Source organism: Streptomyces sp. NPDC024698 (genome assembly GCF_055559015.1).
On the sequence record NZ_JBVHLK010000022.1, the window covers coordinates 72582 to 88965 of the forward strand.

The 16384-nt window shown below is 68.3% G+C and carries 21 protein-coding genes; 12 read left to right on the plus strand and 9 right to left on the minus strand.

All coding sequences use genetic code 11. The features are described 5' to 3' along the window. The first annotated feature begins 173 nt into the window (after positions 1-173). The 10 genes from ACZ4AA_RS32150 to ACZ4AA_RS32195 all read left to right on the plus strand — a co-directional run bounded on the left by ACZ4AA_RS32150 (position 174) and on the right by ACZ4AA_RS32195 (position 7220). The gene (locus ACZ4AA_RS32150) at positions 174-494 is read left to right on the plus strand and encodes a hypothetical protein (protein ID WP_467610587.1); all 321 of its coding nucleotides are present in this window, start codon (positions 174-176) and stop codon (positions 492-494) included. Continuing rightward, complete coding sequence (locus ACZ4AA_RS32155) at positions 491-1921, plus strand: CdiA C-terminal domain-containing protein (protein ID WP_467610589.1); 1431 nt, start codon at positions 491-493, stop codon at positions 1919-1921. The genes ACZ4AA_RS32150 and ACZ4AA_RS32155 overlap by 4 nt, the downstream gene beginning before the upstream one ends. Positions 1922-1942: 21 nt before the next feature. Beyond that, positions 1943-2434 carry a SitI3 family protein gene (locus ACZ4AA_RS32160; protein WP_467610591.1) on the plus strand — a complete coding sequence of 164 codons (492 nt, stop codon included), beginning with the start codon at positions 1943-1945 and terminating at the stop codon, positions 2432-2434. 35 nt (positions 2435-2469) lie between these two features. Further along, a complete protein-coding gene (locus ACZ4AA_RS32165; protein WP_467610593.1) occupies positions 2470-2817 on the plus strand; it encodes a DUF6086 family protein in 348 nt (115 codons plus the stop codon). A 160-nt stretch (positions 2818-2977) separates the two neighbouring features. Next, positions 2978-3829, plus strand: a complete 852-nt coding sequence (locus ACZ4AA_RS32170) for a helix-turn-helix domain-containing protein (protein ID WP_467610595.1) — start codon at positions 2978-2980, stop codon at positions 3827-3829. A gap of 9 nt (positions 3830-3838) precedes the next feature. Further along, positions 3839-4042 (plus strand): DUF397 domain-containing protein, encoded by a 204-nt coding sequence (locus ACZ4AA_RS32175; RefSeq protein ID WP_467610597.1) that lies wholly within the window; start codon positions 3839-3841, stop codon positions 4040-4042. 105 nt (positions 4043-4147) lie between these two features. Further along, a complete protein-coding gene (locus tag ACZ4AA_RS32180) occupies positions 4148-5731 on the plus strand; it encodes a putative T7SS-secreted protein (protein WP_467610599.1) in 1584 nt (527 codons plus the stop codon). A gap of 28 nt (positions 5732-5759) precedes the next feature. Continuing rightward, positions 5760-6155, plus strand: a complete 396-nt coding sequence (locus ACZ4AA_RS32185) for a hypothetical protein (RefSeq protein ID WP_467610602.1) — start codon at positions 5760-5762, stop codon at positions 6153-6155. Positions 6156-6211: 56 nt separating this feature from the next. Next, positions 6212-6856 carry a hypothetical protein gene (locus ACZ4AA_RS32190; RefSeq protein WP_467610605.1) on the plus strand — a complete coding sequence of 215 codons (645 nt, stop codon included), beginning with the start codon at positions 6212-6214 and terminating at the stop codon, positions 6854-6856. Between the two features lie 34 nt (positions 6857-6890). Next, positions 6891-7220: a hypothetical protein gene (locus tag ACZ4AA_RS32195; RefSeq protein ID WP_467610607.1), complete on the plus strand. Its 330-nt coding sequence runs from the start codon at positions 6891-6893 to the stop codon at positions 7218-7220. 15 nt (positions 7221-7235) lie between these two features. Here the strand turns inward: ACZ4AA_RS32195 and ACZ4AA_RS32200 are convergent, their stop codons facing one another. The 9 genes from ACZ4AA_RS32200 to ACZ4AA_RS32240 form a co-directional block, all read right to left on the minus strand. Then, positions 7236-7703: a Tad domain-containing protein gene (locus ACZ4AA_RS32200; RefSeq protein ID WP_467610609.1), complete on the minus strand. Its 468-nt coding sequence runs from the start codon at positions 7701-7703 to the stop codon at positions 7236-7238. Then, positions 7700-8131, minus strand: a complete 432-nt coding sequence (locus ACZ4AA_RS32205) for a TadE/TadG family type IV pilus assembly protein (protein WP_467610687.1) — start codon at positions 8129-8131, stop codon at positions 7700-7702. The genes ACZ4AA_RS32200 and ACZ4AA_RS32205 overlap by 4 nt, the downstream gene beginning before the upstream one ends. A 32-nt stretch (positions 8132-8163) precedes the next feature. Further along, positions 8164-8544 carry a TadE family protein gene (locus tag ACZ4AA_RS32210; protein WP_467610690.1) on the minus strand — a complete coding sequence of 127 codons (381 nt, stop codon included), beginning with the start codon at positions 8542-8544 and terminating at the stop codon, positions 8164-8166. Between the two features lie 93 nt (positions 8545-8637). Then, on the minus strand, positions 8638-8889 hold the full coding sequence (locus ACZ4AA_RS32215) for a hypothetical protein (protein ID WP_037627216.1): 252 nt from the start codon (positions 8887-8889) through the stop codon (positions 8638-8640). A 66-nt stretch (positions 8890-8955) separates the two neighbouring features. After that, complete coding sequence (locus tag ACZ4AA_RS32220) at positions 8956-9879, minus strand: type II secretion system F family protein (protein WP_467610611.1); 924 nt, start codon at positions 9877-9879, stop codon at positions 8956-8958. Continuing rightward, complete coding sequence (locus tag ACZ4AA_RS32225; protein ID WP_467610693.1) at positions 9876-10805, minus strand: type II secretion system F family protein; 930 nt, start codon at positions 10803-10805, stop codon at positions 9876-9878. The genes ACZ4AA_RS32220 and ACZ4AA_RS32225 overlap by 4 nt, the downstream gene beginning before the upstream one ends. A gap of 155 nt (positions 10806-10960) precedes the next feature. Next, positions 10961-12271, minus strand: a complete 1311-nt coding sequence (locus tag ACZ4AA_RS32230) for a CpaF family protein (protein ID WP_467610613.1) — start codon at positions 12269-12271, stop codon at positions 10961-10963. Further along, positions 12268-13128: a hypothetical protein gene (locus tag ACZ4AA_RS32235; RefSeq protein ID WP_467610615.1), complete on the minus strand. Its 861-nt coding sequence runs from the start codon at positions 13126-13128 to the stop codon at positions 12268-12270. Before ACZ4AA_RS32235 ends, ACZ4AA_RS32230 begins: the two co-directional genes overlap by 4 nt. 20 nt (positions 13129-13148) lie before the next feature. Then, a complete protein-coding gene (locus ACZ4AA_RS32240; RefSeq protein ID WP_467610617.1) occupies positions 13149-13883 on the minus strand; it encodes a hypothetical protein in 735 nt (244 codons plus the stop codon). 721 nt (positions 13884-14604) lie between these two features. On the opposite strand from ACZ4AA_RS32240, the gene ACZ4AA_RS32245 reads away from it, so the two are divergent. Both ACZ4AA_RS32245 and ACZ4AA_RS32250 read left to right on the plus strand, forming a co-directional pair. Then, a complete protein-coding gene (locus ACZ4AA_RS32245) occupies positions 14605-15258 on the plus strand; it encodes a hypothetical protein (protein WP_467610619.1) in 654 nt (217 codons plus the stop codon). Continuing rightward, positions 15246-16289 (plus strand): hypothetical protein, encoded by a 1044-nt coding sequence (locus tag ACZ4AA_RS32250; RefSeq protein WP_467610621.1) that lies wholly within the window; start codon positions 15246-15248, stop codon positions 16287-16289. Before ACZ4AA_RS32245 ends, ACZ4AA_RS32250 begins: the two co-directional genes overlap by 13 nt. The last annotated feature ends 95 nt before the right edge of the window (positions 16290-16384 follow it).

Consider the following 16384-nt stretch of genomic DNA (forward strand, 5'->3'; position numbering starts at 1 on the left):
GCCCCTTGCGCGGCAAGCCTGTTGCCACGGGCGACTCCCCTGACGCCCGACGCCCTTTGCCCGCAGTTGAATTCGGCCATACCAAGGCCAGACCCGCTCCTCGTAGGGTCACAAGGCCGGCATGAACACGGAGCAGCGCGGGACGGAACCGCGCGTCGGACCACGGGGCATCGATGAGCGACCTGAAGGCGGACACCCAGCGCATACGCGAGTGCTCGCGCGCCTTGCAGCGGATCCACCACTCCTTCACCGACCGGGCCAACCCCGCCGAGGACTTCTCGGCGACGGAGTTGGGGAGTCAGCATGTCGTCGACGCGTTCGACGCGTTCGCGAGCAACTGGAAGATCCATCGGAGGGACCTGGCGGCCCGGATCAAGACCCTCGGCACCATCACGGCGGACGCCGCCAGGAGTTACGACGCCATCGACGCGGAGCTCGCGGCCGCTCTGCGCCGACAGGACGCGAGGAGCAAACAGGGCGCGGGGCCCGCATGAGCCGTCCACCGGCCCACGAGTGGTCGGTACTGGGGGAGGACGGCGACCCGGTCCCCGGTGACCCGGACGCGATCGCGCTCCTCGGCCAGTCGTTGCGCGAGATGGCGAACGACATTCAACGCGAAGCGGGGGACATCGAGGCGCTGAGCGGTGTCGAGTCCTGGAAGTCCAAGGCGGCCGACGCATTCCGTGACACGGCGCGGGACACCATCAAGCCACTGCGGAAGGCCTACCACCGCTACGACAAGGCGTCGAGCGCGATGGGCACGCGCGTCCGCCAGGGCAGCACAGGCGACTGGGCCTCGGCCCTGGAACACGCTCAGCAGCTGGCGGACAAGGCGTTGAAGGCGGCCACGGAGGCAGCCGCCGACCACCGCTCGGCGGCGGAGAACATCGCGTCCCTGCCACCGAACACCAAGGACGACGACCCCGGGCTGGTGCGGCTGAAGAAGAAACGGGACGGCGCGGCCGACGACCTGAATGCCGCGAAGACCTTGCTGCGCGAGGCCAAGCGCGTACGCGACGACGCCGCGAACCGGGCCGCGGCGGTCGTCCACCGAGCTATCACCCACGACGGCATGCACGATTCGCGGTGGGACAAGTTCGGCAACGCCGTGGACTCTGTCGCGTCCGAGGTCGGGGAGACGATGAAGGAGGCGGGAGAGGTACTCGTCTCGGATCTCGCCTCCATCGGCAAGGCCATGGTGGACGACCTCGGATCGACGATGGCCGTACTCGGGGGACTCGGGCTGGCGCTGGCGGGCGTCGGCGAGGAGGCGGGCGGCATCCTGCTGGACGCATCCGGGATCGGTGCGGCTCTCGGCATTCCGATCAATGTCGCGGCCGCGGCCCAGATCGCCACCGGGCTCTCGATCGCGGGCGCCGGAGCCACCGGCATCATGAACGACGCGATGGGGCCCGACCGAGTCGACATGACGTCCGACGGCTCGGGCGGGGGCGGGGGCGACTGGGACACAGCAGCCAAGATCGACCGCACCAAGCCTTCGGGACAGGTGGATCCGAACGCCGAGCCGCGCGGGAAGCCGGAATCCCTGAGCAAGAATGACGACGCGGAGACGGTGCGAGCGAAGGGACGGGAGGTGCACTCGGCGGAGACCTTGGCTCGACAGGGGTATGACGTCGAACAGTCTCCTGGGAAGATGCCCAACGGAACCAAGCCGGATTTCCGCATCGAGGGCAAGATTTTCGACAATTACGCCCCCACCTCTGACAACCCTCGCTCAATCTGGCGGGCCGTGGAGAAGAAGGTGGACAAAGGGCAGACAGAGCGCGTCGTCCTGAATCTCGGTGACAGCGGAGCCGACCTTGGCGCTCTTCGTCAACAGTTTCACAGTTGGCCCAAGGAAGGCTTGAAAGAAGTGATGGTGATCGACCGCGCGGGCAACATAGTTCACCTCTATCCATGACAACCAAGGGAATCTGTCCGTATGGCAATCGAATACGATCTCGACATCGCCACACAGGCGACTCCGGCCGAAGTCGCGGCATGTCTGGCCGAGATCGGGAAGAAATCCGGTGTGTTCGACGAATCGATCACGGGCGGGCAGTTGATGGAGGTCGGGACGTTCGCCTACACCCGTCGAGGGACCTGTGTCAGCGTGATCCAGCAGCGACAGCCTCAGCCATGGGACCCCATCGTCACCAGTCTCGGGTTCACTCCCACGATCGATGTCGGCTTCCGCATGGGCAAGGAAGCGGACACATCGAACCAACAGGACGACATGATCCGCCTGGTTATGCCTCTGCTGGATCACATCGAGGGCGATGCCGTACTCCACTACCAGTTCGAAGTCGTCTGGCTGCTCCGCAGGAATGGCGAACTCAGCCTCAACGACCGGGACGATCTCTGGCGGCCGGAGCGACTGTCACTCGTGACTCGGGCCTACCGCCGGGAAACCAACACCATGGACATGGATTGATCCCTCCAGTGACGTTCAGATTCCGCTCAAGCGAGATGCCCGGACTGGACATCTGGTGCCCTGACTCCGAGGTCGCCCACGCGTTCAAGGGCAGTTCGGACGTCTTCGCCGGGCTGTATCGGACAGACTCGGGAGTGGGGCAACTCGTCGCCGACAAATGCGTCGTGGACTTCCAGCGTTTCCGGAGGCTCTCCGAAGTGGCCCTGGACCGGTTCACCACGTCGGATCAGGGCATCCTCCGCTCCCTCAGCCTCGGTTTCATCGCCACGGCCCTGGTACTTATCGACAGGGCCGGCCACCCGGCTCCCGCCATGCCCGGCGAAGCCCAGGAACTGGCATGGAAGGCACTGAGGGACCAGCACGCGAGGGCCATGCCGGTCTGACGAGAGCAAGCGACAGCTGGTGCACTTCCACGCTTTCCGCGCGCTCAGAGTGATTCTTGCGTGACCGAACGTAGCCCTAACTCTTTAGATGCCTCATCGCGGTCGCGTAATCTGCCCCCCGAACGCGTCACCTTCATGGGCACGCCGAGAGGGGAAGCCGATGGCATTGAGGCGTGATCCGACGGCGCGTCAGCTGCGTCTGGCGGCCGAGCTGCGGCGGCTCCGCGAGGCGGCCGGGCTCGCGTCGCGCGAGGCGGCCACGCTCCTCGGCGTGAACCCCGCGCAGATCAGCCAGATCGAAGCCGGGCTCGCGGGCGTGAGCGAGAAGCGGTTACGCCGGCTCGCGGCCCAGTACCTCTGCACGGACGAGGAGTTCGTGGAGTCCCTGGTCTCCATGGCCACCGACAGGACACGCGGATGGTGGGAGCCGTACCGCGGCTCGCTGCCCACACCGTTCCTCGACCTCGCCGAGCTGGAACACCACGCGACGTTCCTGCGGGACGTCCAGTTCCTCCACATCCCCGGCCTCCTCCAGACGGAGCGGTACGCCCGCGCGGTCTTCTCCTATCGCGTACCGGAACTCCCTGCCGACGAAGTGGAGTTGCGCGTACAGCACCGCATGCAGCGCCAGGAACTGCTCGAAGGCCCCGCCCCCAAGGGGTACGACGGCATCGTCCACGAGGCCGCGCTGCGCATCATGGTCGGCGACCGCTCCACGTCCCGCGCCCAACTCACCCATGTGCTCGAACTCTGCGAAGCCGACCACATCACCGTGCGCGTCATCCCCTTCGACCTGGAGGGGTTCGGTGGCGCGGCGAGCGCCATGACGTACGCGGGAGGCCCCGCGCCGAAGCTGGACACCGTCGTGCGCGACGCTCCCCAGGGCGCGGCGTTCATCGACTCCGAGGCCCAACTCAACGCGTATCGAACGCTGTTCCATAAGGTCGGGGAAGTGTCGCTGGACGCCGACCGGTCTCGCGACTTCATCCACAGGTTGACGAAGGAGCTGTGAGAGGCACCCATGACCACCCCTGACAACTGGCAGAAGTCGTCCTACTCGGGGCCCGGCGACGGCGACTCCTGCGTCGAACTCGCCTCCACCCGCGCGGTCCTGCACCTCCGCGAATCCGACGACCCCGCCATCGTCCTCACCACCACCCCCGCCCCCGTCGGCCACCTCCTCCAGGCCATACGCACCGGGAGGGTCAGCGCGGCCCGTACGTAACAGCCCCTCTACGAAGCCCTGTTCGGCGTTCCACTCGCAACGGTCGACGCGCTACGTTCACACGTACGTTCTGATGCAGAGGTTGCGGGTGTTACGGGGGAACACGTGTCGAACAGGCCGACGGACTGGCACATACTCGACCTGGACCAGGACCCGACGCCGGGCGACCCGCAGCGGGTGCGCACACTCGCGGGCTCGCTCCACGACTTCGCCGACGACGTCTCGGACATCCTGCGGGACGTCAAGGGACTGGCGCACGACGACGCGGTCCTGAAGTGGGCGGGCAAGACGGCCGACTCCTTCGCCTCGGAGTTCGAGGACGTCCCGGGGCAGCTGAAGAAGCTCAAGAAGTCCTACGGCATCGCGGGCGACGCGCTCGCCTCGTACTGGCCCGATCTGGACGACGCCCAGCAGAAGGCGGACAGGGCGCTGCGCGACGGCCGCAGGGCCCGCCAGGATCTGTCCACCGCGAACAGCGCCCTCTCCGGCGCCGACGACTGGGTGCGCACGGCCACCACGAAGGCCGACTCCTACGACCCGGACAAGCACCCCGGCAGGGACGTGCCGCCACCGGACGAGGCCGACGTCCGCCGTGCGACCCGGGACGCCCAGCACGCCAGGGAGCGGCAGACCGCCGCCCGCAAGGACGTGGACGACGCCCAGGGACTGCTGGACGCGGCGAAGAAGCTGGCCGCGCACGCGAGGGGGCTGCGCGAGGAGGCCGCCCGGCGCACGGTGAAGAAGCTGCACGAGGCGTCGGACGCCGGCATCCACAACCGCCACTGGTGGGAGGAGCCCCTCGACTGGGTCTCCGACCACTGGGACGAGATCGTCACGGTGTGCAAGTGGGTCGTGACGATCGTCGGCATCATCGTGATGATCGTGGGCGGCCCGCTGGGCTGGCTGGTGTTCGCGGCGGCTCTGGTCGTGCTCGCGGACACGGTGAGAAAGATGCTCAACGGCCAGGCGGGCTGGGGCGATCTCATCTTCGCGATCCTCGACTGCATTCCCGCCACCAAGGGTTTCACGAGCATCGCCAAGATGGGCAAACTCTGGAAACTGGGCGGCCTGAGGGCACTCGGCGGCGCCTTCATGAAGGGGATCGGCGGGGGTCTGAAGGGCCTCGCGGACGGCGTGCGCAGCATGAAGAATCTGCGCTTCTCATCCTTCAGCATGATGGGCAGAAATCGCTGGTGGAAGGCGGATTCACCACATGTCGGCCCTCCCACCAGAACGCCGAGCGACGCACTCCCCTCAGATATCCCGATCTACCACAAGGACGGGGCCACGGCGATCGGTTACGACCCGTCCACTCTGCGAAATTTCGACGTGGCGAAAAGACTTCCTGGATACCAGGATGTCATCATTCACGGCACTGTGGACGGACGAATGGTAGCCGGTGAGGCGAATCGCGCGGGCCAAGCAGCCGGAGGCCATACCATCAACCCGAATCACGTCCTTGATACCATCAGGCAAATACCTGGATATGATGGTGGACCCATCAGGATGCTCACCTGCCATTCGGGGTCCGCTCAGCCTCACGTGATCCAGGACATGGCCAATTCGCTGGGCGTTCCCGTCAAGGCCCCGACCGACGCGGTGGGCGTCCCGAGCTTTGGCGAGGGCCCCTTCACCCCGAAGATCAAGGACGGCGGAAGTTGGCTGACCTTCCTCCCGATGGCCCAGTGACAGGCCAGGAAACCAACGAGGACATCAAATGATTCGACCTGTCGGGTTCTTTTCCGAACTCACCCCCGGATGGGGGCTCCCGACCGACGGACTCATGCGGGACTCCGTCAACGTGACAGGGGAACCGGATGAGGCCGAGATCATTTCATATCTCCGAAACGGTGCCGGGATCTGGAGTGAAATGAGTGCCGGACCTGACGTCCTGGATCCGGAAGCCCCAGAACTCTCGGGCATCGGATCGCTCTACACGGACGGGATCTGGCTGTGGCGCCAGGATCTCCCTTACTATCTCGGAAAGTATCACGTTTCCCTTTCCCCGGATTTCGTCATCCAGGTGAGAAACGCCCGCCACCAGACTCCGGAAGTACCGGAAAGCCGGCTGATGGAAATCCTGACACGGGACCTCGGAATCGAAATGGATTGAGGACCATCCAGCCGCACCATCCGACGAGATCCGCCTACCGCCCAAGGAATCGGCACGTGACCGCGCACCCCGACAGCTCTGACAACCTCGGCTCGTCATCGGGCTTCTCCCTGTCCGTCCCCGACTCCTGGTGGGAGTTCGACATCCGTCCGGAGGGCCGGGACGCCACCGTTCGCGCGCTGGTCGACGAGCGGATCCGCGAGGTGCCCGAACTCGCGGAGTACCGGAGCGATCTGGCGGCCGTGCTGCGCAAGATGGCCAAGGACGCGTACGACTCCGGGGCCGTTTACATGGGCTGCATGGCCGAGAACTTCGAGGGGGTTCCGTTGACCGCGACCCTCACCGTGTCGGTGCTGGGCGCCCAGAACAAGCAGGGCGTGGCGCTGTCGACCGACCCGCGCGCGATCGCGGAGAGCCTGCGGACGGTCACGGCCCGCCGCGAGGGTGACGCCTGGCGCACGGTGACGACCGTCGACATACCTCAAGTAGGCCTCGCGGCTAGGACGTTCGGCGTCGAGGACGTGCCCGTCGCGCAGGGCGACACCCGTACCCTTCGCATGGTGCTGACCCAGACGTACATCCCGGTCCCGGGAACCACCGACACGGTCGTTCTCGTCTCCGGAGCCAGCCCGGTGCTCGATCTGGCCGAGGCCTTCCACGACATCTTCGACGCGGTGACCGGCACGTTCCGGTTCGTCTGACCGAGACTTCGGGACTTCAGGAGGGGGAACCGGCATGGGTGGTGGCGGCAAGAGCGACCTCGCGCTCCCGCTGAGCGCGCTGGAGGACTACGGCGACCGGCTGCGGGACATCAAGACCCGGCTGAACCACACCAAGAAGCTCTTCGAATCGTTCAAGGACGACCTCGGCGACCACACCGTCCACGACGCCCTGGACGACTTCGAGTCCGGCTGGGAGGACGGCCGCGAGGACATCGGCCAGTCCCTCGACGCCCTGGCGAAGATGTCCGACGCGGTGGTCCGGGAGTTCAAGAAGCTCGACGACGAACTGGCGAAGGAGGTCTCCGAGGGGGTGAAGACCCAGAAGAAGGGCGGGGCGAATTAGCCGGTACCACGTGGCTCAGCCCACCTCGTTCTCCGCCACCGCTCGTCCGTGGACCGTCACGTCCCCGCCGTAGAACATCCCCGTGAAGACCGGTGAATAGGTCAACTGGACCTCGACCTCGACCTGTTCGGCGTCGGCGCTCACGCAGTGGGTCGCGGCGACGTCCGGGCCGGACATGCCCATCTCCCGGGCGAACGCCTTCACGCGGGCTCCGCAGTCCTCGAAGTTGATGGGGGCCGGGCCGTTCCGGTTCTCGTAGAGGGATTCCAGGTCGATGTCCTGGGCCGCGTAACGGGCCGCCTGTTCCGCGATGTCGGCCGCCCGCTCACGCTTGGAGATGGACATCCCGCCGTCGATCACGAAGGCCGAGAGCGACAGGAAGACGAGCGCGAAGATGATCACCGCACCGGCACCCGAGCCACGGTCGCCGAGCGCTTCCCGGCGCACGGCGGCCCAGTCACGTACCGCTGACCTGGCCTTCATGCCGTCCTCCGGAACGGGTCGAGGGGGGAGCTGAACGACGACTCCAGGGTGGTCGGCACATCGAGGCCGATCATCGCGAGCCCCCGTACCTCGCAGCTCACCTCGACGGTGAACAGCGTGTCCGGCTCGAAGCCCGCGCTGGTCTGCGTCACGCTCACCGGGCCCGAGCAGACGTCCCCGAGGTCGGCCTCGGCGGCCTTGCGCGCCTCGGCCATGGCGGTCGCGTGGTCCTTCTGGATCGAGCCGGCCCGCGCCGCGTCCCTGGCGGCGCCGTCCAACGCGCCGCGCCCGTTGACCAGTTGCCCGAACGCCACCAGCACCAGAATGAACAGGATCATCACCGGGGCGAGGATCACCACCTCGATGGTGGACAGCCCCCGGTCCCGACCCGGCCGCCCGGAGACACGGTCACGCACGACCCTGAGCAGACCCCTCAGGCCCCACAGGCTGCTTGGCCCCCTCACGGCGTCTCCTCCTTCACGAACCTCTCCACCGGCCCCGACGACCGTGCGTGCACGGTCAGATCCAGGCCGGGAAAGACCGCGGGAACCCGCGCCGTGATCTCGACACCCACGGTGTCCGGCTCCGGCTGGAGCATCGTCACGTCCGGGGACAGCACCAGCTTCGGGCCGAGCTGACGGATGTAGCTGTCGACGACGTCACCCGCCTCGCCCCGCCAGGCGCCCGGCTGCGCGTCCGCGGTGGCACGGGCCTTACGGGCACCCGCCTGGGCCGCCGCCTGCGCGACATGGTCCGCGAAGAAGTACAGCGCGAACTGCACCGTCGCGAAGATCATGAAGAAGAGCACCGGAGTGAGCAGCACGAACTCGATCGCGGTCATGCCGGAGTCACCGCGGGCGGAGGCTGCCTCCACCCTGCGGCGCACCCAGTGACGTACCGATCGGTCCTCGCGCACGCTCATCCCCGTAAGAGCTCAGCAGGTCTTGCCGGCGTCGGCGCCCTTGATGCAGTTGCCGACCTTGTTGGCGCCGTCGCTCAGCGCGGCGTTGATGATCGCGGCGACCACACCGACGATGGCGACGACGACGGCGGAGATGATGACCCACTCGACCGCGGACGCGCCCCGGTCGAGTTCGCCGGAGCGGGCACGCTGCACCCGGCCCTGGAGGAAGGTGATCAGGAAGTCCACCCCCGGGATCCCGGTGCTGAAGTTCCGTCCGTTCATGGTGAGTTGTCCTCTCGGAAGATGGTGGCGGCCGAAATCGGTGGCCCTTCGGGCACGGCGGACGGTTCAGACCTGGAACACGCGCATCGCCGCAGGGAAGATCAGGAAGACCAGGAAGCCCGCGCACAGCAGCAGTTGGGCCACGAGCATCGACTGCGACTTCTCGCCCGCGCTGCCCTCGATCTCGGAGAGCTCGCGGTGGCGCATCGTCTCGGCGCGCGAGGCGAGCGACTCACGCACCTTGGCACCGTCGTCCGCGACCAGCGCCAGCGAGGCGGACAGGTCCTTGAGCTCCTCGACGCCGAGTTCCTCACCGAGCGAGCCGAGCGCCTGCCACTGGCTGATCCCGGTGATCCGGGCGTCGGCGAGCGCGTTGCGGATGCGCTGCATGGCCCAGCCGTCGGAGATCTCCGCGGCCGCCATCAGCGCCTCGGGCAGACCGCGACCGCCCGCCAGGCTCATCGACACCAGGTCCAGATACGCGCCGATCACGCGCCGCAGATCGCGCCGCCTGTCCACCGCGTCCCGCCGTACCTCCAGATCGGGGAGGAAGAAGAAGACGGCCGCGAAGAGCAGCGCGAGCCAGACCGGAATGATCGGACTGCGCCCGACACCGAGGGTCCAGACGACGGCGAACAGGAACGGCCCGAAGAAGACACCGCCCGCGGCCAGCAGCACCTTCGTCGCGAGGAACCTCTCCCAACTCCGGTCCAGGACAGCCAGATCGGCGCGCAGCGAGCGCTGTTCCCAGCCCTGCTGGAGATAGAGCTCGGCAACACGCTCGCCGACCCGCGCCCGCAGGCCGCCGAAGCGTCCGCTGTCGCGCTGGCCGTGGTGCGCGGACTCGTACGCCGCCCCGCGGGCCCGCATCGCGTCGATACGGGCGACCTGCGCGACCGCGCTGCGCCTCGACGGCATGAGCGCGCGGACGAGGGCGTAGACACCCAGGCCCAGCACGGCGCCGATCAGGACGGGCATGGTCAGGTTCATCGTCGTACCGCCTCATCCCCGGAAACCGGCGTACGGGGCCGCACGAACCGCACGGACGACTCGTCCCGTACCAGGAAGCGCTCCGGCGTCTCGATCGTGGACAGCTTGCGCAGCCACCAGAAGCCGAGGCCGAACAGACCGCAGACGCAGGCGAGTACGAGCTGCCCGACCGCCGTCCCGTACGGCTCGACGAAGTCACGGTTGAAGACCGACAGTCCGAGCACGAAGGCGACGGACACCGCGACGACGATCTGCACGGAACGCCGGGTCGAGGCGCGCTGGGCCATCACGCGCTGCCGCATGTCGACCTCTTCGCGCGCCGACTTGGCCAACGCGCCGAGGACCTGGCGCAGACCGGGGCCGCGGAGGCGCGCGTTGAGCATGAGCGCGGCCACGATGATGTCGGCGGACGCGTCGTCGATCTCGTCGGCCAGCTGCTGGAGGGCCTCGGGGAGCGGCGTTCTGGAACGCAGCCGGTCCACCAGCGCGTCGAGGTGCGGCCGCAGTACGGGCGCGGAGGCGCGGGCCGACGCGGGGATGGCCTGCTCCAGACCGACGGCGCCTGCGATGGTGTCGCGCAGCGACTCGGTCCAGGACGCCAGGGCCTCGACACGGCGCATCGCGGCGCGTTCCTCGGAGGCACCGCCGAAGAGCTTGTCCCAAAAGAAGACGAGGATGCCGGCTGCGAGGCCGGCGACGGCCCAGCCGGTGAGGAGGAGGACGGCAAGGCCCGCGATGGCGGCGATCGAGCCGCGCCGGCCGGCGAACCGGATCAGTTCGCTCGCGCGCTCGCTCGCCTTCTGCCTCTCGTGCGCGGGCTTGGCGGGCAGACCGCGCACGGCCACGGCGAACAGCGCGAGGCCGCCGCCGACGGCCACCCCGCACGCGAGTGCGTACAGCACGGGCAGGGAGAACAGTCCGCCCATGGAGCCGAGCGGGTCGAGCGCGGCGAGGGAGACCGTGCCCGACGGCCCGCCGGGGAGGGCGGTCACTGTCGGATGCGGTGGACCGCTCGCGGCGGCCATGGCCGCCGCGAGCGACGCCCCGGCCGTCGTCGCTTCCTGGATCATCGTCATCGTCGTCACCAATTCCCGCTGCCGGGCAGCCGGTAGCCCTGCGCGACGAGGTCGTCGAGGCAGGCGATGGGCGCGTGCGGGACGATCCGGCCGTCCGGGGCCTCGGCGAACACCTCGCTGGACAGCACCCGTCCGTCGATGCCGTTGACCTCGCGCACGGAGGTCACCATGCGCTGGAGCCGGCCGCCGGACTCGTAGTCGTTGCGCCGCTGGATGAAGACCACGAAGTTCACCGCGCCCGCGATGAGCATCTGGCTGGCCTCGATGGGCAGTCGCTCGCTCGCCTGCAACGCGTACGTGGAGATGCGGTTGAAGACCTCGCTGGAGCTGTTCGCGTGGATGGTGGAGAGCGAGCCGTCGTTGCCCTGCGACATCGCGTTGAGCATGGTCACGATCTCGTCGCCGAGGACCTCGCCGACGATGACGCGCGAGGGGTTCATACGCAGCGACCTGCGGACCAGCTCGGCCATCGTGATGGCGCCCTGACCCTCGGAGTTGGGCAGCCGCTCCTCGAACGCCACGACGTTCGGGTGCAGTTCGGCGAAGGTGTCGAGGCCGAGTTCCAGTGCGCGCTCGACGGTGATGAGACGCTCGTACGGCGGGATCTCGTTGGCGAGGGCGCGCAGCAGGGTCGTCTTCCCGGCGTTGGTGGCTCCCGCGATCATGATGTTCTTGCGGGCGCGGACGGCGCAGGCCAGGAAGTGCGCGACCTCGGGGGCCAGGGTGCCGTTGCCCACGAGGTCGGACATGAAGACCTTGCCCAGGCGCGCGCGGCGGATCGACAGGGCCGGCCTGCGGGTCACGTCCATGACGGCGGAGAGCCGGGAGCCGTCCGGCAGCCGCAGGTCGAGCTGCGGGTTCGCGGAGTCGAAGGGACGGGAGGACAGTCCCGAGTACGCGCCGAGGACCTGGATGAGCTCGACGAGTTCCTCGTCGGTCTCGGCGACGGGGTCCCCCTTCGTCTCCCGGCCGTCGGCGTAGCCGATGAAGACCTCGTCGTACCCGTTGATGTCGATGTTCTCGACGTCCGGGTCGTCGAGGAGCGGCTGGAGCCGGCCGACGCCGAAGAGCGCGGCGTGGACGGCGGCCGCGTACTGCTCCTCGGTCTCCGCGTCGAGCGGGGTCCTGCCGAGGCTGATCTCGCCGCGGGCGTGGTCCTCGAGTATCTGGGCGATGACGGCGCGGGCGTAGTGCCGTTCGTCCTCGCCGGACATCGGGGTCACGCCGCGGACCTGGTCCTCGCGGCGCTGTTCGGAGATGCGGTCGCCCGCGTCCTGCCGGAACCGCTTGACCAGCTGGTGGTCGACCGCCGTCATCGGCCGGCTCCGGCGGCGGGCTGTCCGTGCCCGGCGTGGGGTCCGTCGGCGGGCACGGACCAGGCGGCGCCGTACTGCTGGTAGAGGTCCGCGGTGACCTTGCGGGCCGAGCGGATGAGCAGCGACTTGTCGAGGCGCCCGCGTCTGCGTCCGGCCAGCTGGGCCGCACCCGCGGGGTCGTCGGCGATGGTGCCCACGACGGCGGCCCCGGTCCTGCCCGCCACCAGCATGTCGTTGACCTGGTGGACGAGTTTGGCGGAGTCGCCGGGGTCGGCGACGAGGACGACGCCGATGAACGGTGTGGCGAGGCCGCCGGCGCCGCGCGGGCCGCCGTGCAGCTTGGCGGAGAGGGCGGCGGCACGGTCGCGGACGCGGGCGATGGCCTCGGGCTCGGTGCGGGAGAGCAGCAGCACGAGGGCGGCGTGCGGGAACAGTTCGACCGCCGGGGTGTCCCCGCTGATCCGGCCGCAGTCGGCGAGGACGTCGGCGGACGCGTTCGGGGAGTCTCCGAGCTGTGCGAACGCCCGGCCCAGGGTGGGCCAGAGCCCGGAGAGACCGGCGGCCTGCTCGGCGTTGCCGAGCCCGACGAGGACGTCGAGTCCGCCGCTGAGGGGCTGTACGTGGTCCCAGAGCTGGTCGGGGACGAGCCCGCGGCGCGCGGTGGCCGCGATCGACAGCATGCCGGTGTTCGGGTTCAGCGGGCCGCCGTGGGCCGCGGCGCTGCGGTACACGAGGTCGCCGCCTGCCGGGTCGGTCTCGGCGAGCAGGACCCTGCGGGGCCAGACCGCGGAGAGCGCGACCGCGGCGGTGGTCACTCCGGGGGAACCCTTGTCCGCGGCGAGGGCGATGAGCGCCATGTCCGTCTACCCACTCGCCTCTAGTTGCCGGGAACGATGACGAGGGCGACCTGGCCCGCCGAGGCGGCGTCGGCGACGGAGGCCGCCTGGCCGCTGTCCACGGTCAGCGTGACCGGCAGGTTGGTGCTGCTGATCGTGCTGTCCTTCTGGTCCTGGACGTAACTGACCTTCGCCCGCTCGACGATGGGGCTGCCGCCGGTGTTCGAGGCGCCCGGGTTCGCGGAGTTGGACGAGCCCGTCGCACCGCGGCCGCCACTGGATCCGGTGTCGCCGACGCGGTAGACGGCCACCGTGTCGCCGGCCTTGATGCCCGCGGGGTACTGGCCCTCCTTGAGGGAGACGCCCACGGAGGACTTGCCCGCGGGAAGCGTGGAGCCCTCGGTGAACATCTCGCCGATGACGACGGTTCCCTGGTAGATCGTGGACTTGGCCTTCAGCTTCTTGAGCTGGTTCACCTGGTTCCACGGGACGTAGTGGATGGAGGCGTCGTCCGCGACCAGCACGGAGCTCACGTGACCGCTCACGGACTCGCCCGCCTGGATGTCGCTCGTCACCTTCACGACCTCGACCCGGTCACCGGCGCGCAGCACCAGCATGGTGGCACCGAGAGCACCGACGAGGATGAGCAGCACGGCGAGGGCGGCCAGAGCGGGTTTGCGCTCGCGAGGCGGGGTGGGCAGACGCTCGCCCATCGCCGGGTGCGCCGCCGTGCCGGAACGGTTGCCGCCCGCCCCCGTACGCTCTTGGATCTTCACGCGACCGCTCCCCGTACACCCAAGAAAATGTCTGCCGATTGACGCGCCAAATGCGACACTTCACCCCCGCGCCCCTTTCCGGGACGTACCGTGCGACCTGGCCGAACAGCCAACGCTGGAGCGAGCGTCGAGCCATGGCACCGTATCAGCCGCACATAGGCCCCTCAAGGCGCCTCAAGTCCCCTGAACCACACCTGACTCGATGTTGTCGACGCGCAACGGCGGTGTTCCGGTTCCCTGTTGGGCCCGGAGATCCACGGGCCGGCCGGCCTGTGCGACAGCGAATCCCTGACGTGTCCGTTCGGACGATCCGTCACCGGGTGTGCACGAGGCCTGCACGAGGTGCTTACGGATGGGTCCGGCGGGAGGGGATCTTTTCAGCCGCACGGGGGACTGCGCCTACCGGCGGAAGGAACGCCGGGCCCCGCGAACGGCCACCTCGGCCGTGACGCCGGGGGCTTCGCGTGCCTGAGCCCCGCTCGGGGGAGGCGGTGAAGGTGCCGAACGCAAAATGGAGGCCGGGTGTGGAGGTGTCCCCCTCGCGGCGCCGGCCGATGTGGCCAGGAACACCATCGGAGGCCCGCAGCACCCCGGTTGACCGGAACACCCCGTGTCACCCCGCCCACACGGGGCTTCCGTCCTGGCGAAACCAGGAGCCCCACGGATACCGTCGTTGCCCTTGACCGACTTCGTTCAACCGATGTCCCACGGGGAGCCCACTGTGAAGCGCCGCACTTTGCCCGTTGCTACCGCGTTCGCCGCGACAACAGCCCTGCTGCTGACGGCCTGCGGGGGCGGAGGCGACACCCCGAAGGGGAACGACAAGATCGCGGGGGCGGAGCGGGGAAAGACGGCGTCGGCTTCACCGAGCCCGAGCCCCTCGGACGACGCCGACCGGCCGGACATCACTCTTCCGGGCGACGTGAAGGACGAGTTCGAGGGATGGAAGACGGGGGACGCGACGAAGGACGCGATCCTCGCGGATGCGGGGCGCGCGCAGACGGCCACCAATTACGCCATCATCAAGGGGAATCCCGACGAACCGGCCCTCGCCTTCTACCGGCAGGGCGATGCCCTCGTCGGCGGCGCTCAGTGGGTCAAGTCCTTCGTGGACGGCGGAATCACGTACACCGGCACCGTTCGGTACTTCCGTCCCAGTGTGACGCTCTACGGAACGGCATCCGCCGGGGTCACGTTCTGCACGGACGAGAGCAAGGCGTTCAACAAGAACGTGAAGACGAAGAAAGTCGACAGAACCCCGGTGACCAAGAACTCGTACGTCTACTACAACACTCATCTGAAGAAGGCCCGCAACGGCGTCTGGCAGACGACGCAGCTCGTCTCCGAAAGGGGCAGCGGCAAGTGCACGCACTGAGGTCCAAGGGCCGGGTACTCACCGTCGGCGCCCTTGCGACGACCTGTGTGCTGTTGCCCAGCCCGGCTTTCGCCGATCGCGGCACCGGCGGTTCCGACACCAACGTGAACACGTCCACAAAGCGCTCCGGTCACACGCTGGAGTCGCGGATCACATACTCCGGCAGCGCCCGTGGAAAGGGCGGCGAGTCGTCCGGCAACGTCACGCCCGTGGGGAACTGGACACCGCCGGCTTGCTGGTACGAGCCTGTCTCGGCCGCCGAATTCAAGAAGAAGGTCGAAGGCGAATACGACGAAGTCGTCAACGACCCTCGGCAGCCGAACTACGCCAAGTCGGCGACGGGTCAGTTCCGGGACATCTACAACGACGGCAAGTACAAGGACTACAACCTCGACGAGGCCGACAAGGGCAACTGGTGGGTGTCCGTCCAGAACCCGAACCGCCTGGACGATCCCGCTGCCTTCACCTGTAGTGAGCTGCCGTTCTGGGTCCTGAACGGGGACGTTCCCCCAGTGAAGAACGCCGTGACGCCCCAGGTCCTGGCAGAGCTCGCCTACAACAGGATCACGCTCCCGGACACCAAGGTCACCCTCGCCCCCCGCGACACCACCAAGGTCAACCTCCCCACCTGGGCCTGGCTCGACAAGGCCACCTTCAAGGACGTCTCCGTCACCGCGGCGCTCAACGTGGCCGGCCTCGACATCTCCGCGACCACTACCGCCAAACCGGTCTCCCTCAAGCTGGAGCCAGGCACCAGCGACGCCCAGACCTACCCGGCCGGCGGCGAATGCCCACTCAACGACGACCACACGATCGGCACCCCGTACGCCAAAGGCGACGCCGGACAAACCCCGCCCTGCGGAATCACCTACCTCCGCTCATCGGGCGACGGCACCTACAAACTCCGGGCCACCATCACCTGGGCAGTCACCTGGACCGGCACAGGAGGAGCCGGTGGCGACCTCCCCGACGGCACCTTCGGAACCACCCAGGACATCACCGTCCAGGAGATCCAGGCGGTCAACCGATGACGGCCCCTCCTCGTGTGGCGGCCCCAAGGACCGGTCGCGTCTCGGATCACCCCTGCTTCACGATCCGGAATCGCGAAACGATCACCTCATCGCCA